Raw genomic sequence first — 22,290 nt, 5'->3', positions numbered from 1 at the left:
TGTCGTGGAGACGCGGCACAATGCAGACCAGCAACCAAGGTTCCAGTTGGATGGACGACTCAACCCCGCCTGATGTCGTTCGGCAACGGCTTGGACTCGGCTGCGCGCGACTGGGTTCCGTTGTTGGTCGTGACCAGACGGAAGCCCTCCATTTTATCCAAAGTGCATTCGATCGAGGCATTCGCTTCTTCGATACCGCGAATATCTACGGCCAAGGCGAGAGCGAACGCATCTTGGGATCGGCGCTTCGCGGCCAGCGCAAGCGGGCCACCATCGTAACGAAGGCGGGACAGCATTTCCCTGCTTGGATGAGGGCGGTAAGGCCGTTCAAACACGTCATTACGCCCTTGATCCGTCGAAGCGGAGCTGGGCGTTACATGGTTTCAAAAGCACGCGAGGCGCGGTTGCCGCGAAACTTTTCGGATCGCGCCCTACATGCTTCTGCTGAAGCTAGTCTCCGACGACTGAAGACCGACTACGTAGACTTCTTTCTCCTGCACAGCCCGTCCTCAGACCTAATCACAAACGGCGAAGCGTTGGGATCACTGGAAAAACTTCGGGAGGCGGGTAAAGCCATCAAAATCGGCATCTCCTGCGAAGACGTCGAATCCGGTTTGCTTGCGCTGGGCGATTCACGAGTCGACGCCATCGAACTCCCGCTCTGGCCGGCTACAGCAAAAACCGAGCGATTTCTCAATCGCGCCCGACGTCAGCGTGTGTTTGTCATCGGGCGAGGTCTGATGAGTGCCCCACCGTCAACCAGCAACAGCGATCGATGGTCGGCGGCTCGCGCGGCGCTGATCTCTTCCTTGGCACGAGGCGAGATCAGTCGCCTACTCATTGGCACGACCCGCCTCGCGCATCTCAACCAGGTGCTGGATGCGGTACAGAGCGCAGAAGAAACCTCGTGTTTATAGACGGGCGCCAAATAGCTTCCGGCTCGACGATCGAGAGGGACGTCTGCATCATTGGCGGAGGTCCTGCAGGCATTGTGATCGCTCGTGAATTGCTTGGAGCGGCAATCTCTGTTGTACTTGTCGAAAGCGGAGGATGGCGGCCGAACAAGCTGACACAAAGTCTAAACGCAGCCGAGCTTGCATCCGACAGCCGGCATCCGCCGCCCGAAATGTATCGGGAGCGACGCTTCGGCGGTTCGTCGACAATTTGGGGCGGTCGTTGCGTCCCCCTGACACCTAGCGATTTTGACTCTCGATCTCATGTGGCCAACAGCGGTTGGCCGATTTCGTACGATAAGCTGGTTCCATTCTATTCGAGAGCGTTGACCTATTGCGAGGCAGGCGAGTTCGCATTTGACCCCAGTTGTTTGAAAGCAGCAGAGGCAATCGTCGAAGGACTCGCCAGTGCGGACATTACGATCGGGCTGGAGCGCTTTAGTCCACCGACTGACTTCGGCAGGCGTTTCAAATCGGATTTGATTGGATCGCCGAAGCACACACTCCTGCTGGAGTCCACATGCGTCGGCTTATTGAGCAATGACTCCGGCCGTCTGGTGGAAGCAGTCGAATGCTCAACTCTTAGCGGCAACAAATTTCGGATTTGCGCCAAACACATCGTGGTCGCCGCAGGCGGATTGGAATCCGTGCGCCTGCTGGCAGCATCGAACGGAACGTTCTCGGCAGGACTCGCCAACTCAAGCGGAGCGCTTGGCCGATACTACATGTCGCACCTTGAGGGCACGTTAGGCCGGCTACAGGTTGCCGCCGGGCGACGAGTGGCCTGGAATTTTGCGAGAACGCGAGACGGCATTTATGCCAAGCATCATATTCGACTGTCTGACGACGTCCAGCGCCGCCTCCAGCTTCGAAACATGATCTTTCGTCTCCACCATGCCAATCCGATGGACCCGCAACATGGGGATCCGGTGTTGTCGCTGATGTATATCGCGAAACGATTCATTCTGCCTGAATATCGACGGAAGATCACCACGGTCGAACTGGAGTCGCTCGATCGATTACCAAAGGGCCATTCGCTGGTGGCTCGCCACATTGCAAATATCGCCAAGAACCCCTGGCCTCTGATCAAATTCGTGACCTCCTGGGTTCATAAGCGTCATGTCAGCTACCGCCGGATGCCCTATGTAGCGCTTTACTCGAAACAAGGTGCTTACCCGCTCGATTACAACGCCGAGCAGACGCCCTCGTATGACAGTCGAGTCTCATTGAGCCATGACAAGGATCGCTTTGGCGTTCCCAAGCTGCGCATCGATTGGCGAGTTTGTCCTGAAGACATAGCATCTATTGCCGTAACTTTCCGAGAAATGCGAAGGATTTTGGCGCGCACGAACGCCGCGGAGGTCGTCTACGACGATGATGCCTTGAATGAGAGTGTGAAACAGACCATCGCGGTGGGGGGACATCACATCGGCACCGCTCGGATGAGTGCTGATCCAAAACGAGGTGTCGTCAACACGCAGTGCCGAACGCATGACGTCGAAAACCTTTACATAGCTGGAAGCGCAGTTTTCCCGACCAGCGGCTCTGCCAATCCAACGCTGACGATCGTCGCATTGGCGATACGGATTGCCGACCAATTAAAAACTGCCTCACGGAGCCCATCGTGACCATTTCGATACTGTGGCTTGGGCGAACGATTCCGATTCCACTCAACGCAGGTGATCGCATCTATTCCGCCCAGCTGGCGGGAGCCGCGGCCCGTCAAGGGGCGCATGTTGCTTTCCTCGGTCTTAAAAATCCCGATGACCCGACAGGTAGCCTCGCTGATCTTGAGCCCCGGGTTCGCTGGAAGGTAGTGCCTGGCACGCCGAACGCCAAGCTGATCGCTCTTTTGAGCAATCTCCCTATGGTCGGAGCACGATTCGCGACCAAAGAATATCGTAGGGCGGTCCGGAAGGAACTTAAGGCGAACGACTATGACGTCGTGGTATTTGATCAATATGGAATGAGCTGGGCCGTCGCCTACGTGCAGAAAATCGCCCGGAATCGTCCCGTCCTTGTCCATGTTTCACATGACTTTGAGACCAGGGTCACGGATCAAATAGCTCGCAACTTCACCGGCGACCCTCTCCGCAAATTGCTGCTCAAAGAGAATGCCAGGAAAACCAGGCTCGCTGAGGAATGTCTCGCACGTTCCAGCAATTTACTCGTGACCCTGACGGATGAGGATCGTGCTGCGTTCAATGGACTGAACCGCTCGCTTCCCTGCATTGTTATTTGGCCCGGTTATGCGGGGACGAAGCAGCGCGCTCGCACCTTGAACGAGAAGGTTCCAAGGCGTGCGATCATTGTCGGCTCTTTCAGCTGGATCGCCAAGCAGATGAACCTCGAGCGATTGCTGGAGGCGGCAAGCAGTATCCTTACGCAACATCAGATAGAGCTTCATGTCGTTGGAGTCGTACCCGAGCCGCTTCTGTCGCGTTTGAGGTCACACTTTCCTTGGGTCGTCTTTCGCGGCTTTGTCGATGATCTCAGCGAAGAGTTCCGGAACGCGCGCATTGCTCTGGTTCCGGAGGAGATTGGTGGCGGCTTCAAGCTCAAAATACTGGATTATATTTTCTCTCGCATGCCTGTCGCCGCTGTGGAGGCGGCACTAAACGGCATTCCCGATGAAGTAAAAAAGCAGTTTATCATTGAGAACAGCGTTGGGGGTCTTCTCATGACAATTGTGGCGGTGATGGACGACATCGACCGCCTAGACTTGATGCAGAACACAGCATTCGAGTTAGCTGAGGATTTGTTCAACTGGGACGCCAATGGGCGTCGCCTATTGGAGGCCTTCGACTTCACTGCTCGCGATCGCTCGGAAGAACAATCTCTGCCGCAATCTGCGGCCCCGACGCAAGCATGTTCTGCCCTGGAAAAGAACGCTCGTTCCTGACAAATCGGGCTGCCGCCCCCGCTGCTGATCCGCCCTTACGACGTCGTTCGGGAACTTTAGGTACACAGAGATTGAACACACGACTGCTGCCAATTGGGCCGTCGGATGGCAATTCTTTGGCAAGGTAAAATTGCGACAAATTTCGGGAAAAACAGGAACGATGCTGCCGCAGCGGGCTTTCTTCGCAACGCACGCTCACTTTGCCTCGGAGTAACCACATATGAATGGATTGGCAAAGACAAACAGTGCAGATGGAGAAGCGCTGTTTGTTTTAGTGACGACCCCACGTCCGATAGGTCTCGCCTCCAAGCGAGCAGCAGACATTGTTTTATCCCTGTGCGGGATTGTTCTGCTCGCTCCTTTTTTTATTCTCTGCTACGTGGCCACGGCCTGCTTCTCTCCGGGCCCGGTGTTATTTCGCCATAAGCGCGTCGGGTTCAATGGAATGCCGTTCGATTGCTTGAAATTTCGCACCATGGCTATCGATGCGCCGGCACGCTTGCATCGGCATCTTGAGGCTGATCCTGCTGCAGCATCAGAATGGATTGCGACACGAAAGTTGCGCAACGATCCGCGTGTTACCGCGATTGGCACTATTTTGCGGAGATCCAGCCTCGATGAGTTGCCACAGCTATTCAACGTCCTGAAGGGCGATATGAGCATCGTTGGACCGCGCCCGGTTACGGAAGAAGAACTGGACCGATATTCCGATGCCATTACAGCCTACTACGCATGTCGTCCCGGTATCACCGGTCTTTGGCAGGTGAGCGGCCGTAGTAACACAACCTTCCAAAGGCGCGTTGTTCTGGATAGCCATTATGCGCACCATTGGTCGATGGTTCTCGATGCCAAGATAATTATGGCAACGATTCCGGCTGTCTGCTTCTCCAATACGGCCTATTGAGGTAAAGTGCGCCACGGTTCATTTTTTGTCGGGCAGCCGACTTCGCTCGATTGGCCCGCGATGCGGCCTCGATGCGATGTCTTGTGGGCCGCTTGCTGAGACCAAAAACGAAGCGGGTGCCAATTTTCCCGTCGCATATTCGGCGGGAACTGCGATAATCAATCACAAATCGATCGACTCTCGGGCGGTTGAAACTTTCGCCGTTCTGATGCGGAGTCCATTCTTAGGAAGCTAACTCCGTGGATGGCGCTACGTGTATTTTTGGCGCTGGCCACACGTTCCACTTGTAGCTACAATACGCAACAACCCTCAAATGATTGCGGCTCGAGCCTAGAGTACATGCCAATTGATTCCTGGCGTTTACGAGAACCAAACCAAAAGACGAATAGTACTGCCTGCTGGTTGTCGGCACGATATTGAGGGGCACCTATATGTTATATTTTGCCGTTATACTGGCACTCATAGGGGCTGCGGCAGGATTAGCGTTCCGATGGAAAGTGCTCTTGCCGGTCATCGTTCTCTTGCCATTCACCGCGATCATCTTTGCTGCCTCTCACGGTCTTAGAGATACGGTGATCATTATCCTCGTCGCTGAAGCAGTTCTCCAGGGCGGCTATTTTGTAGGCTTGCTAACACGGTTTACGGCAGCCGCGGGCATGCGTTCCGCCTCTGCGTCGAGCTTGTTCAAGAGGCGATCTGATTCCAAGACACCCGACAACGAGCGGCGCACCACTCCGAGATGATGTCCTTTGTGACCCCTATCGAGTGAAGCTATGCTCTGCCGCCAGAGATCCATCAAGGCGGGTCCCACGGAAACATCTCTGGCGCGTACCATAGTCCCCCGCTGCCAGAGCCGATTTTTAGCACGTGGGCTTTTGTATTTCGCCACGGTCATCCACCGCCGAGCTCGGGAACACTCGGCAATGTTCAGGGCAACACAAATTTGCGAGCATGCAGTCATAATGACAGGCATGAAATTGCTCACCGAGTACCTTGAGCGCGCCGTTAGCCTCGAACGCCTTGCGGCGGGCGAGCAGGATTCAAAGTTCAAGAATGAGTTGATACATCAGGCCGCGGCGTATCGAAAGCTAGCTGCGAAACGCCCGAACAAATACGGGCTGCCTCCGCCGAGCCCACCCGAAATTCCGCCTAAAGGCATTACTTAACGGACAAGCGGAGCGCTCATCCAGCTTTTTCCGGCAAATAACGACCCGATGCCGGTTTTGGCAGTGCAATAGCTTCCACAGCCGTCAGCCGCGGCTCCGTCCTTGGATCCAATTCGGGACCAGGTGGCAATTTCTCACGCTAAGAACAGCTGGGGCAAATGAGGAGAAGTGATAATCCTTACCGTGATCGTTATCGGCGGTGTCGGCTATTATCTAGTTCGCGCTGTTCGCTAGTCGGCTTAGAAGAAATAAGCCCGCGTGCCGGAGCACGGCCGCAAGCTTATGCCTGGATTTTTGACGATGCGGCGATGAAGCCTCACTCGTTTAGTCGATCTCGTGCACAACCGTACGGGTGCCGGGGTCTACGAGCATCACTCGATCGTTAGAATAAACATATCGATATTTGGACACGGAGGGTGCCCAATCCGCCGGTACGGCTTCGAGCTCCACACTGACCGGGACCTTGGCGCCTACAACGATGCGTTCTTGGGTCGTAATGGGCCGAATCCTTTTCTCCGTAACGTGCATCTTGATCTTAGTGCGATATTCCGGCTCGATTTGAATAGCTCCACCGCCTATGCCGGTCGTCACGGTGGTCTGCGCGGTGGCGGTAGTGACCAGGAGCGAGGCTGCAGCCGCGATCATCAAAAGCTTCTTCATCGGTTTCGTTCCGCAGGACACCCACTTTCTTATGAAGCCCTATGAGCCTCAGCAGCTACTGGACGCGGTGCTGAGGTGACTGCCCGTTGGCGGCGCTCTGTGATGTCTCAAGGAAACCATAAGGCCTGAGATCAGGCGCTGCACCGGGCCACAACAAATGTTAACAAGGCAACACATACCAATCCCCCTAAAGCGACGATCCAATGTGTTCACTAGTGCACGGTCGGACTTTCCGTACCGGGCTAGCGTGCTGTCACCGTTGGGGCAGTCCAGCATCCATCGGTGACGGGAGCGCTTCGCGCGCTCCCTCCGTCCACTCTCATCCGATGGAGTACCGCATGCAAAAGCGTCGCCGCATCAAGCACGAAAAAAGCTTTGAACAACGGTTAGCGGAAGAAGCGCAGCGCTTTAGAGAAGCAGCCGAGGTTATCTCCCCGGGAATGGCTCAAGAACTGCTCTTGAAGCGGGCCCGAATGGCAGAAGCCGCAGCGCACATGAACCAGTGGCTGAAATCACCCAACCTGCAACGCTCGAAGGGATAATTGCGCAGTTGGCTGGCTATGCGCGAATCCGGGACTTTGGTCACCTCCCGCCCACCGCCGCAGTTGTTCGCCTAAGCTGTGGCAACTACCGGTGATGAGACCGCCCTTTGCGCTCCCGCCATCCTCTTTTGGAATGGAGAGCGCCATGCAGCGACGCCGTTTCAAAGACGTATTGACTATTCCCGATCGGCTCATCCAGGAGGCCGACCGCTTACGCTCTGAAGCAAAGAAGCTGCCGCCCGGCATTGAGCGGTATGAGCTCGAACGGGAGGCCCGACAAGCCGAGACCGCTGCGCACCTGGACCAGTGGCTGAAGTCACCCGGTCTGCGGTCTCCACAGTAAGCATGGGCGCGCCATGGAGGATTACCTCGCCTCAATCGAGAAACTGCGACGGCACGCGGCGGAGGCCGCTCTAATTCGCGATCTCGCTACGGATCGCACCAAACGGGAATTGTTCGACCGGCTATGTCAGCATTTTGATCGGCTGGCCGACGAAGTCGAGAAAGTCATGAACAGCCCCAAGACAGCGTGAGGCATCAGTCGGCGGTCTTTTCGTCCTCATGGTGAGCGGGCAATGAACGCGCCAAAAGGCAGCTAGGAGACACCATGAGAGAGAAGAAGCCGCGGGAGCACGACCGGAAACTCAAGCCATCGCGCACCGACCAAGCCCGGCAGGTCGCTGAGGAATACGCTAGCGACCAGCGAGAAATCCTCAAGAAGCTACGCAAGTCACTCAATTGAGCAAGGCCGCCTCAGTTCGCCGCCCCAATACGAAAGGGCCCCAGCGGCACCGCTGGGGCCCTTCTTAGGCTGAGGTGTCGCACCGGGGACGAGGTGCGACATTGCTTCAGCCCACCAGCCATTCGCTTAACACACCACCCTCAGTTCGCGTTCCTAACGGCTGAGCCGACGCTCGAGCCGCTTGCGGCTGCTGCCGGCCTTCTTGACCGCCTTAGTGCGCCGTCTTGCAGTGCGCCGTCTGAATTCCGCGATCTTCCGCGCGCCGTCCCATCACTACGTCGTGACCGTCCACGAGCAACTTGGCGCGCTCTTTGGCTGCTTCGTCATCGTCGCATTCAATGTCCACGCGATAGACGATATGGCCGTCCCAGCCGATCATGTAAGCTCGATAGGCGTGCATAAGTGCGCCCTTCTCACCTCGGCGATTGCAGGCCGTTGTGTTCAACTGAGAACGCCGGAGCACGAAACGGGTCCAGCGTTCAGTCCTGGTACCCTGCAAAAAAGGCCCTGGCGGGAGCTCTAATCACGCCAGAGCCGCCAGCGATCCCGAGTTTTCCGACTGCGAGACCGTTTAAGTTCGTGAGTGTGTCCCACTATGCGCGGGGACATCCCCCATAATCAGCCTGCGGGGTAAGCGTTCCTGTCGCGGGTTGCTTCCATGACTAAGATTCTCCGGCCGCGTTGTGAGGTTCACGCCTAAGCAGCATCCCGCGATGGAATGGGTCATGGGAGGCAATGTCATGATCGTCGCGCTCGTCGTCAGGAACGGATCGGCCCGCCGCGCATGATAGGGCATGACACCTGCAGATGCAGAACGGTATCGCCGGAAGGCTGACGAGTGCCGCGCGAAGGCGAGGACGGCACCCCACGACGATGATAGAGCGGGGCGGCTCCGGCTCGCTGAGGTTTATATTGAACTGGCGGAATGCGCGAATGGCGGCGCACCGGGTAACGCCGAAGAAGAAATCAAGAAGCGCGCTTATGAGATCTGGCAGCGCCATGGCAGGCCAGAAGGCGAGGAAGACGAGTTCTGGCAGCAAGCGAAGCAAGAACTGCGAAACGAGGATAAATCGTCCCCCATCCGCCCGCCCCGCACGAGAGCGGAACGTTCTTGAGTTTAACGCAGAGCGGCGCCGATCTTTTTGCGTAAGCCAGAGCCCCAGCTCCGGGGACGTCAGAGCTGAGGCTATTGGAGCAAGCAGCTCTCACCCAAGGGCTGCCGGAGATATCTGCCCCTTGGAACGCAATGCCTGCACCGACATTGGTTTTTCTTTGCCAGAGGTGCGCACGTCGATGCGGTACTGCCCCCGGTGCGATAATACTCGATGGGTTTGCGAAAATCATCTTGATCGGCCGTTCTTGGGTGGAAGGGCCTGCGGCTGCGGGGGCGCCGGTGCACCTTGCCCGGACTGCAACAAAACCAATCCAGCCGACCCCGACGACGTTCCCGCAATGCCGGGCGGCTTCATTCCCGATCTAAGTTAGTGCCGCAGCGCCTTATCCTGTCTTTCCGCCCGCTCCCTTGAAGAGTTCGGGGTTATTGGCGACGTAGTCGACCCAAAGCCGAAGCATAATTCTCTGTACGTCGTCAGGGTTGAAGCCACCCCCATTAGGAGGGGTGCTACTAAGCTGGCCAAGCCGCACCATTCCTGAATAGGGATCCGAAGGATCCGGCGTAAATGCCGCATCGGTCGGCTTATGAACAATACCGTGCGGAGAAATGTTGAATTGGTCACGTCTGACTAGAGGGTGCTCCATCGCGACTTAAGCCGATAAGAGGAGCTCACATTCACCCGCCCCAAGTGCATGCTTCAAAAACCGGGAAAAATAGGTAAAGTTCCTAACGCTCTGTCGGAACGATCCGACTGCCGTCAGTTTGAATCGACCTGTTTTGTTCGTGGAGTTTGTGGCGTGGCGTTTCAGCGTAAGAGGCCGGCGGCGATCGGCGTGAAAGCGCCCTTCCCCGGATTCGTCGAACCCGCCCTGGCGACGTCGATCGAGAAAGTGCCGTCCGGCGATCGCTGGATCCACGAGATCAAATTCGACGGCTACCGCGTCCAAGTTCACCTGGTGAATGAGGCCGTCAAGGTTTTCACCCGCCGCGGCAACGATTGGACCAAGCGCTTCAGGAAGGTCGCCGACGACGCCTGGCACATCAGCGCCGGTTCAGCCATTGTCGACGGCGAGATTGTCGTTCCAGCTCGCTTCACCGTTTTAGGCAAGCTCCGAGCCTCAAAGCAGCACGCGCTTCGAGACTTTAAACCGGGCGACACCATCGAAAGGCTGTCACCGGGTAAACCTAACGCCGATGGTCTTGCCCTGCCGCCAGACAACTTCGCAATATTTTGCTCTAGCAGAGTTGGGAACCAATCTGATCTGGAACCGGCTTGGCAGAACGTCGCCTATTCCGACAACGAGTTCTGCACCGGATTGCGACAGATTGCTCAGGCGGCATTCATAGTCCGCCAGACCGTGGGTCGTGATCCACGCCGATTGGTAGCGTCGCCGCCGAACCTCACGTGTGAAATGTGTGCGTCTCAGCCCGTGCATACTCAAGGGTAACGTGAGGATGTAAATCGACAGTTCGCGGTGGAGTTAAAAGTGTAACAAGCAAACCCTGCTTCAAACCGCGCCTTCCGGGACATTATGGCAATTGCGCTGAGGAAGCCCAGGTAAGTCGCAGGTTGGCTAACGCGGTAACTGATATCGGACAGCCATTCCGTGTCCGCTTCTGCTCTGCACAACGAGATCACCGTCCCGAATTTCTTGCTCCATCGCTTCGCAGCACGTGTTTAGCCAAGCTGTTCCCGATCTAACAGATCGGCAGAGGTCGTGACAAGTTAGCAGGAGTTCGTTGGCTCCGTTCGCAGCGGCTTCGTGCAGTTGGCGGCGCAATTCGTAGCCAAAATGATCAACGGAAACCATGGTGCGCCTCGCGGTATTTTTAACCGAATGATCGGATCACTTTTTCAGCCATGCTGACCGCCGCCCTGCTGTAGCGGGCGTTGTTAAATCGCTCATCCATAAAGTTGAGAAACAGGAGAGCAACTATGGCAGCCACTGCAACTCTCATGAGGAAAGGATGGCTGGGGCCTCTTAATTCTTCGTTAACGCGGTCACCTAGCCTCCGAGGGCCCTCAGCCAAGAACGTCCCGGCGGAAAAAGGTAGCTGTTTACGATTTTGAGACCGGCAGCCGTCAAATCGCCAAGCGAAGTCTGTCCCTCGGTAGCCACCGCCAAAATCTCTTCCGCGATATATTTCCGGATGGCTGGGTTGTCTCGATCCGTAGGTAGTTTTCGGCAAACATACTCAAGCGCGGCCGTCATGTTGGCCAAAGTCGATTGGTCGAAATGTAGGAGGGAGATCATGCGTCGCCGTCGTTGGCAATGACCCGTGCCATAGTGGCGCAGAGGTAATCGTACGCTAGTCGTATTCCGTATTCTTGAAGTGTCCGCTAATACGCCTATCGTTTTTCGGCATCGCGACTGGATCAAAGCGCGGCCCGACGCAAGGCGGGTTCCAATCGACATGCGCCAGGCCATGCCAACTCGGGTTAGCCCCGAGATAGCTTGATCAACGTGGGCGCGATTTAAGGCAAAAGTGCGCGTGGCTAGAGATGCGTTGCCCAGTGATGCAACTTCAGTAGTTTTACGGAGGCCAACAGCCAGGTGCTTTCGACCTGCCAACAAGGCTGGTCGGCCAACGTGATTTGAAGCCCTGCTTCCTCTAACGCGGCAAGAATGCGCTTCGCGAGTATCTTGGCTTCCTCAGGATCAAGTTGGCGGTCTGGACGATCCTTAAAGCTATCCAATATCGCCGTTGCGATAATCGTGTTGGTCTGATGCTCGTCCGGCATGAGTGAAGCCTCTCAGTCGGGTCGCCCCGAAACAACGTTGGCTGAACAATCAGTTCAGGCCGTGCGCCCGTCCTATCCCTTTGCTCCTTTGGCGCTAGGAGGGACCAATGTCTAGGTCCAAGAACAGTTTCGATCCCATTGGAGTAGTCGTTGATTGGCTTGATGCTTGTCGAGGAGGACAACTTTCGGCGCTCGTCGATCTTTACGATGATGCGGCCATTATAGATTGTTGCCAAGGAGGAAGCTTCCGCGGGCGGCTCGGCGTAGAACGGTATTGGCGTCCGAAGTTGGCGCACGCTGGGGCCGGGTCTTTCGAGGTTGATGCGTTGTTCCCCAAGGCGGCGGGCGTGTGTCTGGACTATCGAGATTTCGACGGAGGGCCAGTGCGTACGCACTTCACATTCACAGAGGCCGGAAAAATCCTTCACACCGCCTGCGCTCCGATAAAGCAGGCCGCTTAGACGCTTAGACCGCAGCCCAACCCACCGCGGAGAAGCCGGAAGCACCGACATCATCATCGAGACTGTATCGCCGACCAGCGTGACGCGGTCGCGTGATCGCCCGCAACTATCTCGCATCGGGAGGCCGCGGTTTCCAAAGTCTCAAAAGCGCCGGACTTTTGTCCCGTGAACGAAGTTTGAACTTTTCTCCGACTACCTAGCCTTAGTCTAATGAACATGGACCGGGACCGGGAAAAGCAGGAACTTCGAGATAAACTCGCCAAATGCAACCGGCTGGCCCGTGAGTTCCATGACGGCGTCACGAACAAGAACCTCCGTGACTTCGCAGCCGAACTAAAGCAGCAAATCTATGAGCTGGATCATCCGAGGGCCAAGGCTTCGAGGCCTCATGATCTGCCCGCTACTTAGCGGGCCGCGCACGCGCGTTTATCCGCGGCGGGCTGGTTTTCTTTATCCACTGTCTCTTGCAACTCTTTCTTCGCTTGGTGGTAGAATTCGTCGTCCTTGCCCAAGGGCTCGCCAGCCTGCTGCCAGAGCTCGTAAGCCCGCCGGACAACATCCATTTCTTTGGGTGCCGCCATGCCTTTCCTTAAAGCGCCTGCCGCGTTTGGAGTTTGGGGACCGAGGCTGAAACCACGTTAGGCCAGAATTGCTCCAACCCGCCCCCGATGCAAGCAGTGTTTCAGCCGCTATGAGTTCGGTCGCGGTGATTGGGTCCAGCGGGCCGCCTTACACCTCGTCTTTGCGTACAGGCGATGGCTGTCCATCAAGCCCCTGCTCGTCGGCTAATGATCAGATTGCTTCATGGCTTCCTCCACGCAGCGGTCTGCAAACCCTTGAGTAAGCGATGCTGATGTATCCAGCCCACGTAATTTAACTATCTGTGGGAACGCGCGGTAGTTCACCCCGTTAGGGCCGAATGAATGAGCGTGTTTACCTCAGCATCATCTGCGCGAGTATTCTACTCCTCGTGACGGCACTTGCGCTGGGAACGCCCGGATTGAAGAAATCGGAAGCCCCACCGGAGACCGCACATTTGCTGCGCCTTCCACCATTGGAAAGCGGCAACCTAAAGGGACGGGGCGTTGAACAGAGCGGGCCCGGTGTACCTAGGAGCCCGGGCCCATAACCTCAGCGTCCTGATCGTAGGTTGCTCGGCTACCAGCGTAATCTACGAAGGTGCGATGGAGCCATCCTGATGTGGCTCAAAAAAAATCGCCTAATGGGGCGGGTTCTTGCGTGGCGTAAGCTGGAAGGTGGCGGAGTACCTGAGAATAGGGCCGTCGCCGTCCCGTACCTCCACGGATATGCGGCCCTCTGAGTGGCGATGGGCGGGCCGATGGTCTGCATAGCTGGATCGTGCGCAGCGGCTTCGCTTGGAAGCTCTTCCAACTTCATCTAGATAGAGACCACTGCCGCTGTCATGAAAATCGAAATAGTACCGGACCATGCGACTTGGCAATTCGCCTCTTTAGTTATGGTTCCTCAGATGCGGCCTTCGAGTTCTCGGCTTGCTGGCGGAAGTTTTCTTCCTTATGCCGGACGTTTGCACCGTCGGCCATCGGCACTCTCTCAAGCGATTGTTGGCTGGGGGCAATGCGTTTTGCGGGGTCACTTCTGAAAGTGTTCTGCGCCGCTACCCCGGCTGCGATCATCGAGCCGGAGAAGCGCCCGATACCGTCAGCCTGATGCTGCTCGGTGCGAGCCCTTGTGGATCGCTGCGGCGGAACGCCCCAAGGTCTCGACGATTTGCCGACCGCAGCCGGACCGGCTTTGATGGGACCATGACCGATCCCCTCCCGTTGACCCGCCGCCGCGATCCTGACCGCACGGACTGCTGGCAAATCTATTTGGCCGATATCCATGTCGGCACCATTGCGCGGAGTATCGGCAATCCGAACGCCGCGCCGCAATGGCAGTGGCAGTGCGGGTTCTATCCAGGCAGCCGACCGGGCGAGCAGCGCGGCGGCACAGCAGCGACGTTCGATCAGGCGCGCGCCGACTTCGAGCTCGCATGGCGAGCGTTCTCGGCGAGACGGACCGGAGCCGACTATCAGGCTTGGCGCGATCAACGCGACTGGACGGCGCGGAAGTACGGCCTGATAGATCGCGGCGAGAATGTGCAGGTCCGATGAAGTATTCCGCCGACCGCCCCTTCGCCGATCCTGAGAAGGCGGCACGCAAGCTGATGGAGATCGCCAGCACCGTCGAGCCGGTTCAAGATAGGCGCATCCACATCGAGAAGATCAACGGACCATTTCTTTTCAGCCACGGCGGCAACCCAGCGGAATACTCTGCGGGGCTCGCGCTCGCCATCCAACGCGGCTGGCTATCGGTGCATGAGAGCGGAACCTTCGTTCGCTTCACCCAAGCCGGTGCCGACCTGTTCGCGTAGGAACGTACCTCGATGTGCAATCTCTACAGCATCACCACGAACCAAGCCGCGATCATCGGACTGTTTCGGGTGATCAATCGTTACGTTGGTAACCTGCCACCAATGCCCGGTGTCTTCCCCGACTATCCTGCGCCAGTTGTCCGTAACGCCGGGACCGACCGCGAACTGACGATGATGCGCTGGGGGATGCCGCCGCCACCGAGGTTAGGCGGACCACCGGTCACTAATATCAGAAACACGACGTCACCTCATTGGCGCGGCTGGCTGAAGCCGGAGAACCGGTGTCTTGTGCCCGCTAACAGCTTCGCCGAATACGCGCCGGAACCGAACCCTGAGACTAAAAAGAAGGACGTAGTCTGGTTTGCATTGAACGAGGATCGGCCGCTTTTTGCATTCGGCGGTATCTGGACCGAGTTCAAAGGCGACCGTGGCACCAAGTCCAAGCCGGTCCCCGGCCCTCACCTAATCTACGGTTTCCTGACTACGACGCCGAACGCGGTGGTCGAGCCCATCCATCCGAAGGCAATGCCGGTGATCCTGACGAACGATGAGGAGCGTGAGGTTTGGATGCGCGCGCCGTGGGACGAGGCTAAGGCGCTACAGCGGCCTTTGCCGGATGATGTGCTCAAGATCGTGATGCGCGGGGCTGACAAAGGAGATGCCCTATCCCGTGACCGTGGTGTAAGGATTGACAATGAAAAACGTGAAGACCGCTAAGCTGGCTCGCTGGCTGTTCGCCGCTTCGGGGATTTGCGGAATTGCGGTTCTGTTGCCCCTGTACTTCGTCGAGGCATACATTGCAAAAGCATCGGGGGCTTTCACGCAGCCGGAGTACTTTTATGGCTTTATTGGAACGGCCCTAACCGCGCAGATCATGTTCTTCATCATTTCTCATGACCCTTTACGCTTTAGACCGGCTATGCTGTTCGCCGTGCTGGAAAAGCTGGCATTCGCAATTCCGGTGTCCATGCTTTTTGCGTCAGGTCGTGTTTTTGGTTCTGTAGTCGTGTTTGGCAGTATCGATTTTGCTTGGGCCGCACTCTTTGCGGCTGCGTGGGTCATCACCGGCAGAGCCGAGCGCGACGTCAGCCTCTAGCTCTTCAACAATGACGTGAATCAGACACGCGGCAAGCGGATCGGTCACCTCCCGCTCCAGAAGCCGATAGCGCGCGATCTGGACTTCTCGCTCTCTGAATTTGCGTTCTGTCATCATGTTTTGCCCTCCGGCTAGAACGACGCGGTAACGGGCGAGTTGTTTCGTTAAAATCTTGAGACTATTTTATATGGTTTCCAAATTGATTATTAGCCGCGACTGGCGAGCCGAGTTGCCAGCTGCCTAGACGTCGCTTCGCAACAGATGGCGATAACCTTGCTCTGTCATCCATTTAGCGCGTGATAGGTGGCTTTCGAACGCTAGTCGCGCGCGGTCGGCCTCGGTGTCTGGGTCGATGCGCAGCACGACACGAGAGACATCACGCCAGTCCGCGCCTTCCTGATCAGCATCAAGCACTCGCATGTACGTGATCACGTGCTCCTCGTCATACTCAGTGAGGGCTGGTCCGGCTGGAGCTAAGTCAGCAATATGTGGATCGAGTGGCGGCGCTTTCATCGGCGTTCTCGGGAGAGTGCGCCGGAGGCATCACACAAAGTCAACATGAGCTGCGTCAAGTTTAAGTCAGCGATCTCGGTATTGCGGATCGGGCTGTGTATAGCGTCGCCGAAAAGGGCATCGTCCTCGACCAAAAATATTGCCGCTCCCTTCATATCAGCCCCTCAACTGCTCGGATTACCGACGTTCAAAAGCTGGGATACGGCCGTGACAAGTTGAGCAGGAGCAAAGGGCTTCACGAGTAAGATGCTGTGGGCACGCCGTGCGATCCCCACTGCTCTGCAGCTGCCCCCGTCATGTAGACGACCGGAAACTCCGGGTCGATCTCTCGGGCTTGCTTGGCGACCTCCCAGCCGTTCATCCCGCCTTTGAGGTTTATGTCTGTGACGAGTGCTCGATACACCGGGGGACGTTCTTTGATGAAAGACTTACTTTTGAGCAGCGTCACAGCCTCCTCGCCGGAAGCCGCAATAGCAGGTTCTAAGCCACCCTCAACCAAGGCGTCCTCAACCAGACTTTGAATTTGCTCATCGTCTTCGATGACGAGAATGATCGGCACCCGTGAAGTTCCGTGCGAGAACGACATATCAGCGGCATTGTTCCCGCATAAAGGTGCAAAAGTGAACATACTCTTCGGCCCCGGGGGCGGCCGCAGCCCGGCATTGCTAAATTTTCCCGATGGCGAAACCTAAATCCTAATTCCAGCGTTCGGTTGCGAACACTGGAGACTGGTCATGGCTTCGAACGCGCGCATCTTCTTTGCCGGAATAGGAACCAGCTTCCTTATCCTCGCCGTCGGTTTCAGTGCTGGTTTGATGCTGGCAAAGTCCGCGTTGCATGATCCGCCTGCACAAAACCGCACTTCCGAACCGAGCCCCGCGATGAGAGTGATTTTGCCAGCTTCAGCAGAACCGGCACAACAAATCACAGCGGCTGCGCCAGCACCTGTGGCCCAGCCCCAAGCCCAAACAGGTCAAGAACCGCAAACGCAGGTTGCTCAGAAGTCTTCTGAGAACGGGGCGCAAGGAAGTTCGATTCGAGATGAGAGAGCAGAACGGCGCAAGAGGGATGCCGCACGAAAGGCCAAGAGAATAGCAGCCGCTAAGGCTCGCCAGCGGATGGAACGGCAGCAGCCTACGGAACCCGGCATTTTAGCTTTTGGAAATGACGAACCCCGCATCTCCTTCTTCGGAAACTAAACGCCATTCGGATTGGCAAGTTTGATACTGCTACTTGTGGAACGGGATAGCGCTCGGTCTCCGTTCTCTAGGACGGCATCAATGGCGCGTTCGGCATCCAGAACTGCGTCGGCGCGGGTAAGTGAGATGCCGGTCCGCGTTCGGGTGGCGTCAAGGAATATCGTCCACTTCCAGCAACAGGGATTTGCCGTCTGTACAAGCTGATATTCGATAGCTCTGTATTCCATGGACCAACTCTCCCTTCGAGAAGTTGAGAAGGTTCACGACCCAAGCGATGTTCCAATCGTATATTGAAGGATCATTGCAATGCCAGCTGCTATGAGGCATGCAATTGCTGCAATTGTCCAATCCGGTCGCGCACTTCGAGCGGCAAGACGGGCTAGAGCCATTGCGAGGTCCTCCATCCTGCCTCACCAACTATCAGACGGCAGGTGAGTTAGATAAGAGAGACCTTTGCATGTAAGCTCTTCCTGATCGTTCTCTCCCGCCGCCCATTTTCCCTCTAGATACCGTTCCAGCGCACATCGCCGCGCATCAGCTGGGTCGACGTCACTGTGCGTCGCCAAATATACGGTCCATGCTCTATCGGCTGCGATCCTCGGTGGAAATTCGTCGTCCACTTAGCCTCTCCAAAAAGCCACATACGCCTAAATCAATTCGACCTCCGGAGAAAAGTTTCCTGTTTTTCCCGACCTCTCAGTTAGGAACAAAACGTCAGGGGAATATTTCTTCAAAGCCGGGGCATCTATCCGGCATTTGACTGGGAGGTCGGTGATGCGCAGGCTTGCTTTCGTGGTCGCGACGGCGGCTCTTTTTGTTGTTCCAACATCGGTCTTTTCCCAATCTATTCAGGTTGGTCCGGGCGGGGTCCGAGTAGACGACGGCCGTGGTCGAGGCGGCGGCCAATGCGATGAATTGCGACGTGCCTGTGAAAACAAGGACAGGCTGGGAGAACAGGGCGAAGGAAACTGCCGCAAATACCGGGAAGCCTGCCAAAGACCTGTCCGACGCGATGTGTGCGGCGAATTGCGCGCGGCTTGTCTCAACAAGGATCAGTTGGGCGAACAAGGCGAAGGGAATTGCCGTAGATATCGCCAGACTTGCAGAAGCCGCTAATTTGGTGAAGGGGTGCCGTTAAGGTCTTTGGCAGAGGCCCGGACACCCTCATCCTGGCCTCGCCCGCTGGGTGGGAAGCGGGCACCCTGTTTGACACAGCTCGATGCCGATCTCAGCGAGCTCGCCCCAGTTTTTGAATGTCAGCCTAGACTTTTAGGATGGGTTCGATGGGGACGAGAAAAATTCCCCGACGAAAAGAGTCCCGACGACAGGAGCATGGCGGCTCCGGCAGAAGTGTGCCCCCATCGAACAAGGCAAGGTCGCGCATGGAAGAGCGCCAGCAGGTCATTGAGAAATACATCGCCTCGCTTCGAGACTTCATGACGTCGATTTTGCGCAAATTGCATTGAGTTCCCTTGAGGGTTTTGCCAGAGGCCCGGACAAGCCTAATCCGGCCTCGTGCGTTGGGACTCTGTCCCGGTCATCTTTCGAACATCGAAAAATAATCTGCTTGGCGCGGGCCGACTCAGTACGCGCATCAGTTGCGCCCGGCACGGCACCCGCCTTACCAGCCCCCAGCCCCCAGCCCCCAGCCCCCGGCGGGGCCGTGCTCGGCCTGGTGGCCTGCGGGGTTCCCAACTTTTCGCAACGTTATTTGCTCTAGCTCAAAGAGCGCCTCGGCGGGATCGTCGAAATGGAATGCCGTTGGCACTCGATAGAGGGCTATGCCATGCCATTTAGAAGCCGCATCAAGCATACTGCGACCCTTGCAGAAAGATTGGCCGCCGAGGCGGAACGCCTTAGAGAACGGGCCAAGAAAATGCCCCGCGGGGCGCAGCGCGAGGAGCTACTGCGCAAGGCGCGCCAGACGGATATCGCATCCCACATGAACGAGTGGCTATCATCCTCTCGTCCGCAATCGCCGAAGCAGTAAGGCGGCCTCAGGAACGGGCCGATTCACCTATGTATTTGTGGGGTTGGGGCCATGAAAGATATGGAAGCGCAGCTTGAGAGGCTGCGACTGGACGCCGAGGACTGCGCTCTGATTAGCAGGCTGGCGACCGATCCGAACAAGCAGGAATTGTTCGCTCGGCTAGCCAAGCACCTCGCGACCTTGGCGTCAGAAGTAGACCGCGCGATTGCAGAAAACGCCAGCAAGGAACCAAGTTGACGACCGCGTTTGACCGCCGTTGCCACTTTTTCCCGTGGAAATACGGCAAAGAGAACTCAATCTGATCAGGGGAAGAAATTTCATCAGCGCGTATATTCGTTACACCCCATAGAACCCCACTGACCTAGATTAAACGGCACGGGGAATTGCAGAACTGGATGGTCCGCAGGCAACCATTTTGCTGGTCCGCCGCGCCCAGCTCGACGGTATCCATTGTCAAGTTCGGCTATTGGCTAACGCTGCTTTTGCAGTCAACTGCAAATCGGGAAGATGGTGGGAGACAGCTAATGGCGCAATCAACAGAAGCCCGATGCGCGGAAATTTGCAGTCAACTGCACTTCGGCGTTGAGCACTTGTAATTCCCGGGAGACAACCTTATCCGAGCGCATCGCTTCGCGTCTGGCGGTCGACTTCTGTTATTCCCATTTCGACCGGAGCGGCGACGGACGGTGGCGATGAGACTTCTTCCGCAGGCGTAGAACCCCTAAGTTCTGACGCGCCTACACAGTCACCCGCCCAAATCTTGGTACCCTTGACCGTTCCTACCAGTTTGCAGCCCATTGGCGTGCTCAGCTTCGCTTGAACAATCGGCTTTGGCTTTTTTGCAAGAGGAGCACCTTGAGCGACGGCGGCACTGCCAACCGAGATTAGTGCGAGCACAAGAACAGCTCTTGCGGCAGTAGCACTGCTAAATGTCATCAATCTTCTCCATCAATGACCTGCTTGAAGCGTTGCTTTTGGGTAGCGCGCGCGATGGCTTTTTTCGCCCTTTCTATCGCCTCGTCCCGCGTGCTGCCCTGGCCGGATATCTTGGTCCCGGCGACAGTCGCGGCCCACTTCCAAAGGCGGCGCTCAATGCCCTGCACAACGGAGTATTCAATCCCGCGATAACGCATCGCGACGCCTTTGTGTGTCATTGTCCTCGGCGTAGGATGGCCCGACCGGGATTGAGCACGGCCCCGTGCCTTCTCGGGGGCCAAGGGGTCGAGACCGGGGCCGTGCCGAGGCGCACAGTGATGCGCGGCCCGCGAACGAAACGATCCGATGGATAGAGTTGTTCCTAGCTCAGATAGCGTCGTCGACGACCAGAAAGGCATCTTGGGCGGGGTTATCCTTTCGCCCTTGCGCGCGGGCGATGGCTCTCCATCAAGCCAGTCCTGTTCGTCGGCTAATGATCTTCAAGCCGCTTCCATTCGCTTGTACCGTTGGCGTGTCGGCTCGTTGCGGGCACCTTCTGCGAGGTAGGCGCAGTTCTCCGCGTTTTGCCGGTAGATTCAGACTGCTTCATAGTTGCCGAAAGGTCCGATCTGCCACCCAAAACCCTGATTACGCGCAAATAAAGCTTCGCCCATGCGGACTCGGCCGAGGTAGTCCTGCTTGACAGGAAAGGCCTCCGTCTTAAAGCGGCCGCTTAGGCTCGATAGTTCCAGAGGAGCGTGTCGCCGGACCGATGATCAGACGATAGGTGGGCACCCACGCGCTATTCCAATGCTCCAATGTTGTGCCGCAAGCCGCGCATTCGAAGCTGTTCACTTCGCGCGACGGTGCCATCGATACCGTTCGTCGGTACACTGCGCCACATCGGCATGTGCGGTGTTGTTCGCTCATGAGGCTGTCACTCATGATCGCGTCGCCATCATTGCAACCCCTCACCATGTTGCAGCGTCAGTGCAAACTCTTCAGCCGCGTATACCCGGCCGTCGGCGATAACAGTGACGAAGGGCATCCCCTGTGCAAAAAAGTCGTTCGCGGTTGCCAAGGCTTCCCGCCGCGTGTCCTTGACGACTTTGATTATTCCCGCAGGCTCTCTAGGCTTACCTTGGACAATAAACATGATCTCATCCCCGGTTCGTGCAGCTTGATGGTGCTTGGTGCGAGAGAGAAAGTCTGTACCATTTTTGCTACACAAGAAGGGAATGAACGAGCGTGGTGATCTCGTCGTTCTGCTGTGTCGGATAGTCCGCACGGGCGAGTCTCCCGTCGGGTCTGTACAAAGAGGAGGCTGGAAATGCGGGCAGTACTCATCGTCGGAGTAACCGTCAGAATGTTTACCGCTCCAGCGTTCGCAGTTAAAAGGGGCACGAGATACCAGAGATGGCCCGTGCAAGCCCTGAGACAATGGAGCCTGCTTGAAGCGGCAGTGAGCGGTTCTGCAACAGGAAATCACGGGGGCGCAGCGAGTTAAGGAAGGTTGCGCGGGAACCTCGCGAAGCCTCCGGCCGTTGCCAAGTATGAAAATCCGATCTCATTCCGGAAGCCATCTTGTAGAACTCGACGACGGCTCGAAATGGCAAGTCTTTCCCGGCGACTTAGACGTGACATTGAACTGGAAGCCCGATACGGAACTTAAGCTCGTACGCATTGATGATCCGGTGAGTTCCCATGCATTGGTTAGCGGTGATGATAACATGAGTGTCCGAGTATTGCGTGTGGGAGAGAAGTGGCCTGTCGATCAAGTGCGTATCGTTCTAAAAAAGAGTTAGAGAACGCTTCAACGCTTCATGGCTGAGTTCTGACATTCTGTGGTCACTATAAAAGCTCGTCGTGATTGATGAACTGCACACGGCCAACGCGGTGCCTACAGAGGTGCGCAGCTCAAATAACTCGACAAATTTATTTCCCGTCGGTGGCCCACACGACGGGGGTTGGGCGTAAAACACCTTTGGACGATCT

General features: G+C 56.7%; 23 protein-coding genes and 2 pseudogenes. 16 read left to right on the top strand and 9 right to left on the bottom strand.

The annotated features are described in order from the left end of the window. Positions 1-20 precede the first annotated feature (20 nt). The 4 genes from JQ624_RS34070 to JQ624_RS34055 all read left to right on the top strand — a co-directional run bounded on the left by JQ624_RS34070 (position 21) and on the right by JQ624_RS34055 (position 4,759). Positions 21-917, top strand: coding sequence for an aldo/keto reductase (locus tag JQ624_RS34070; RefSeq protein WP_249130283.1), 897 nt, complete (start codon positions 21-23; stop codon positions 915-917). After that, complete coding sequence (locus JQ624_RS39625; RefSeq protein ID WP_212423259.1) at positions 908-2,581, top strand: GMC oxidoreductase; 1,674 nt, start codon at positions 908-910, stop codon at positions 2,579-2,581. The genes JQ624_RS34070 and JQ624_RS39625 overlap by 10 nt, the downstream gene beginning before the upstream one ends. Next, positions 2,578-3,855, top strand: a complete 1,278-nt coding sequence (locus JQ624_RS34060; RefSeq protein WP_312014543.1) for a glycosyltransferase — start codon at positions 2,578-2,580, stop codon at positions 3,853-3,855. The genes JQ624_RS39625 and JQ624_RS34060 overlap by 4 nt, the downstream gene beginning before the upstream one ends. A 220-nt stretch (positions 3,856-4,075) precedes the next feature. Then, positions 4,076-4,759: a sugar transferase gene (locus JQ624_RS34055; protein WP_212423258.1), complete on the top strand. Its 684-nt coding sequence runs from the start codon at positions 4,076-4,078 to the stop codon at positions 4,757-4,759. A 1,490-nt stretch (positions 4,760-6,249) separates the two neighbouring features. On the opposite strand, the gene JQ624_RS34050 is transcribed toward JQ624_RS34055, so the two are convergent. Further along, positions 6,250-6,585: a DUF1236 domain-containing protein gene (locus tag JQ624_RS34050; RefSeq protein WP_212423257.1), complete on the bottom strand. Its 336-nt coding sequence runs from the start codon at positions 6,583-6,585 to the stop codon at positions 6,250-6,252. A 338-nt stretch (positions 6,586-6,923) separates the two neighbouring features. Here JQ624_RS34050 and JQ624_RS34045 point away from each other — a divergent pair, with 338 nt between their 5' ends. From JQ624_RS34045 to JQ624_RS39435, 4 genes are all read left to right on the top strand, one after another. Continuing rightward, on the top strand, positions 6,924-7,127 hold the full coding sequence (locus JQ624_RS34045; protein WP_212423256.1) for a hypothetical protein: 204 nt from the start codon (positions 6,924-6,926) through the stop codon (positions 7,125-7,127). A 145-nt stretch (positions 7,128-7,272) separates the two neighbouring features. Next, positions 7,273-7,470: a hypothetical protein gene (locus tag JQ624_RS34040; RefSeq protein WP_212423255.1), complete on the top strand. Its 198-nt coding sequence runs from the start codon at positions 7,273-7,275 to the stop codon at positions 7,468-7,470. Positions 7,471-7,483: 13 nt separating this feature from the next. Next, complete coding sequence (locus tag JQ624_RS34035; protein ID WP_212423254.1) at positions 7,484-7,660, top strand: hypothetical protein; 177 nt, start codon at positions 7,484-7,486, stop codon at positions 7,658-7,660. A gap of 74 nt (positions 7,661-7,734) precedes the next feature. Beyond that, positions 7,735-7,869, top strand: a complete 135-nt coding sequence (locus tag JQ624_RS39435; protein WP_283816997.1) for a hypothetical protein — start codon at positions 7,735-7,737, stop codon at positions 7,867-7,869. 211 nt (positions 7,870-8,080) lie between these two features. Here the strand turns inward: JQ624_RS39435 and JQ624_RS34030 are convergent, their stop codons facing one another. Next, complete coding sequence (locus tag JQ624_RS34030; protein ID WP_212423253.1) at positions 8,081-8,248, bottom strand: hypothetical protein; 168 nt, start codon at positions 8,246-8,248, stop codon at positions 8,081-8,083. Between the two features lie 415 nt (positions 8,249-8,663). Here JQ624_RS34030 and JQ624_RS39620 point away from each other — a divergent pair, with 415 nt between their 5' ends. Both JQ624_RS39620 and JQ624_RS34020 read left to right on the top strand, forming a co-directional pair. Continuing rightward, positions 8,664-8,984, top strand: coding sequence for a DUF2934 domain-containing protein (locus JQ624_RS39620; protein WP_212423252.1), 321 nt, complete (start codon positions 8,664-8,666; stop codon positions 8,982-8,984). Positions 8,985-9,780: 796 nt separating this feature from the next. After that, positions 9,781-10,071, top strand: a pseudogene (locus JQ624_RS34020) (DNA ligase); the annotation flags it as partial. A gap of 84 nt (positions 10,072-10,155) precedes the next feature. Here JQ624_RS34020 and JQ624_RS39825 read toward each other — a convergent pair. From JQ624_RS39825 to JQ624_RS34005, 3 genes are all read right to left on the bottom strand, one after another. Continuing rightward, the gene (locus tag JQ624_RS39825; protein ID WP_212423271.1) at positions 10,156-10,419 is read right to left on the bottom strand and encodes a PilZ domain-containing protein; all 264 of its coding nucleotides are present in this window, start codon (positions 10,417-10,419) and stop codon (positions 10,156-10,158) included. A gap of 1,061 nt (positions 10,420-11,480) precedes the next feature. Beyond that, on the bottom strand, positions 11,481-11,726 hold the full coding sequence (locus JQ624_RS34010) for a hypothetical protein (RefSeq protein WP_212423251.1): 246 nt from the start codon (positions 11,724-11,726) through the stop codon (positions 11,481-11,483). An 865-nt stretch (positions 11,727-12,591) separates the two neighbouring features. Then, positions 12,592-12,768: a DUF2934 domain-containing protein gene (locus JQ624_RS34005; protein WP_212423250.1), complete on the bottom strand. Its 177-nt coding sequence runs from the start codon at positions 12,766-12,768 to the stop codon at positions 12,592-12,594. A 930-nt stretch (positions 12,769-13,698) separates the two neighbouring features. Here JQ624_RS34005 and JQ624_RS34000 point away from each other — a divergent pair. Genes JQ624_RS34000 through JQ624_RS33985 form a run of 4 tightly spaced genes read left to right on the top strand, consistent with a single transcriptional unit; the run spans position 13,699 to position 15,678 of the window. After that, positions 13,699-14,322, top strand: coding sequence for a hypothetical protein (locus JQ624_RS34000; RefSeq protein WP_212423249.1), 624 nt, complete (start codon positions 13,699-13,701; stop codon positions 14,320-14,322). After that, on the top strand, positions 14,319-14,582 hold the full coding sequence (locus JQ624_RS33995; protein ID WP_212423248.1) for a hypothetical protein: 264 nt from the start codon (positions 14,319-14,321) through the stop codon (positions 14,580-14,582). The genes JQ624_RS34000 and JQ624_RS33995 overlap by 4 nt, the downstream gene beginning before the upstream one ends. A gap of 12 nt (positions 14,583-14,594) precedes the next feature. Beyond that, the gene (locus JQ624_RS33990) at positions 14,595-15,299 is read left to right on the top strand and encodes an SOS response-associated peptidase (RefSeq protein WP_212423247.1); all 705 of its coding nucleotides are present in this window, start codon (positions 14,595-14,597) and stop codon (positions 15,297-15,299) included. Continuing rightward, positions 15,277-15,678 carry a hypothetical protein gene (locus tag JQ624_RS33985; protein ID WP_249130282.1) on the top strand — a complete coding sequence of 134 codons (402 nt, stop codon included), beginning with the start codon at positions 15,277-15,279 and terminating at the stop codon, positions 15,676-15,678. The genes JQ624_RS33990 and JQ624_RS33985 overlap by 23 nt, the downstream gene beginning before the upstream one ends. A 240-nt stretch (positions 15,679-15,918) precedes the next feature. Here JQ624_RS33985 and JQ624_RS33980 read toward each other — a convergent pair whose 3' ends face one another. Both JQ624_RS33980 and JQ624_RS33975 read right to left on the bottom strand, forming a co-directional pair. Then, positions 15,919-16,191: a DNA -binding domain-containing protein gene (locus tag JQ624_RS33980; RefSeq protein WP_212423246.1), complete on the bottom strand. Its 273-nt coding sequence runs from the start codon at positions 16,189-16,191 to the stop codon at positions 15,919-15,921. A 164-nt stretch (positions 16,192-16,355) separates the two neighbouring features. Then, positions 16,356-16,777, bottom strand: a pseudogene (locus tag JQ624_RS33975) (response regulator). Positions 16,778-16,925: 148 nt separating this feature from the next. Here JQ624_RS33975 and JQ624_RS33970 point away from each other — a divergent pair. Both JQ624_RS33970 and JQ624_RS33965 read left to right on the top strand, forming a co-directional pair. Beyond that, positions 16,926-17,390 carry a hypothetical protein gene (locus JQ624_RS33970; protein ID WP_212423245.1) on the top strand — a complete coding sequence of 155 codons (465 nt, stop codon included), beginning with the start codon at positions 16,926-16,928 and terminating at the stop codon, positions 17,388-17,390. A 2,041-nt stretch (positions 17,391-19,431) separates the two neighbouring features. After that, entirely contained in the window at positions 19,432-19,617 is a 186-nt protein-coding gene (locus JQ624_RS33965) for a hypothetical protein (protein ID WP_212423244.1), read from the top strand. A 698-nt stretch (positions 19,618-20,315) separates the two neighbouring features. Here the strand turns inward: JQ624_RS33965 and JQ624_RS33960 are convergent. Both JQ624_RS33960 and JQ624_RS33955 read right to left on the bottom strand, forming a co-directional pair. Next, complete coding sequence (locus JQ624_RS33960; RefSeq protein WP_212423243.1) at positions 20,316-20,534, bottom strand: hypothetical protein; 219 nt, start codon at positions 20,532-20,534, stop codon at positions 20,316-20,318. A gap of 719 nt (positions 20,535-21,253) precedes the next feature. Next, positions 21,254-21,451 carry a hypothetical protein gene (locus tag JQ624_RS33955; protein ID WP_212423242.1) on the bottom strand — a complete coding sequence of 66 codons (198 nt, stop codon included), beginning with the start codon at positions 21,449-21,451 and terminating at the stop codon, positions 21,254-21,256. Positions 21,452-22,290 lie beyond the last annotated feature (839 nt).

The sequence above is a fragment of the Bradyrhizobium sp. AUGA SZCCT0283 genome, from assembly GCF_018130385.1.
In the GTDB taxonomy this organism is placed as follows: domain Bacteria; phylum Pseudomonadota; class Alphaproteobacteria; order Rhizobiales; family Xanthobacteraceae; genus Bradyrhizobium.
The sequence above is the reverse complement of the archived record's forward strand: the minus strand, read 5'-3'. Positions and strand labels throughout refer to the sequence as shown.

Coding starts and splice junctions, on each gene's coding strand:
- JQ624_RS33960 (WP_212423243.1), bottom strand. CDS start 20,534: ATGACACACAAAGGCGTCGCGATGCGTTATCGCGGGATTGAATACTCC.
- JQ624_RS39435 (WP_283816997.1), top strand. CDS start 7,735: ATGAGAGAGAAGAAGCCGCGGGAGCACGACCGGAAACTCAAGCCATCG.
- JQ624_RS33995 (WP_212423248.1), top strand. CDS start 14,319: ATGAAGTATTCCGCCGACCGCCCCTTCGCCGATCCTGAGAAGGCGGCA.
- JQ624_RS34040 (WP_212423255.1), top strand. CDS start 7,273: ATGCAGCGACGCCGTTTCAAAGACGTATTGACTATTCCCGATCGGCTC.
- JQ624_RS39620 (WP_212423252.1), top strand. CDS start 8,664: ATGACACCTGCAGATGCAGAACGGTATCGCCGGAAGGCTGACGAGTGC.
- JQ624_RS33965 (WP_212423244.1), top strand. CDS start 19,432: ATGAAAGATATGGAAGCGCAGCTTGAGAGGCTGCGACTGGACGCCGAG.
- JQ624_RS33970 (WP_212423245.1), top strand. CDS start 16,926: ATGGCTTCGAACGCGCGCATCTTCTTTGCCGGAATAGGAACCAGCTTC.
- JQ624_RS34055 (WP_212423258.1), top strand. CDS start 4,076: ATGAATGGATTGGCAAAGACAAACAGTGCAGATGGAGAAGCGCTGTTT.
- JQ624_RS33985 (WP_249130282.1), top strand. CDS start 15,277: ATGAAAAACGTGAAGACCGCTAAGCTGGCTCGCTGGCTGTTCGCCGCT.
- JQ624_RS33980 (WP_212423246.1), bottom strand. CDS start 16,191: ATGAAAGCGCCGCCACTCGATCCACATATTGCTGACTTAGCTCCAGCC.
- JQ624_RS34070 (WP_249130283.1), top strand. CDS start 21: ATGCAGACCAGCAACCAAGGTTCCAGTTGGATGGACGACTCAACCCCG.
- JQ624_RS34010 (WP_212423251.1), bottom strand. CDS start 11,726: ATGCCGGACGAGCATCAGACCAACACGATTATCGCAACGGCGATATTG.
- JQ624_RS33955 (WP_212423242.1), bottom strand. CDS start 21,451: ATGTTTATTGTCCAAGGTAAGCCTAGAGAGCCTGCGGGAATAATCAAA.
- JQ624_RS34030 (WP_212423253.1), bottom strand. CDS start 8,248: ATGATCGGCTGGGACGGCCATATCGTCTATCGCGTGGACATTGAATGC.
- JQ624_RS33990 (WP_212423247.1), top strand. CDS start 14,595: ATGTGCAATCTCTACAGCATCACCACGAACCAAGCCGCGATCATCGGA.
- JQ624_RS34035 (WP_212423254.1), top strand. CDS start 7,484: ATGGAGGATTACCTCGCCTCAATCGAGAAACTGCGACGGCACGCGGCG.
- JQ624_RS34005 (WP_212423250.1), bottom strand. CDS start 12,768: ATGGCGGCACCCAAAGAAATGGATGTTGTCCGGCGGGCTTACGAGCTC.
- JQ624_RS39825 (WP_212423271.1), bottom strand. CDS start 10,419: ATGCACGGGCTGAGACGCACACATTTCACACGTGAGGTTCGGCGGCGA.
- JQ624_RS34045 (WP_212423256.1), top strand. CDS start 6,924: ATGCAAAAGCGTCGCCGCATCAAGCACGAAAAAAGCTTTGAACAACGG.
- JQ624_RS34050 (WP_212423257.1), bottom strand. CDS start 6,585: ATGAAGAAGCTTTTGATGATCGCGGCTGCAGCCTCGCTCCTGGTCACT.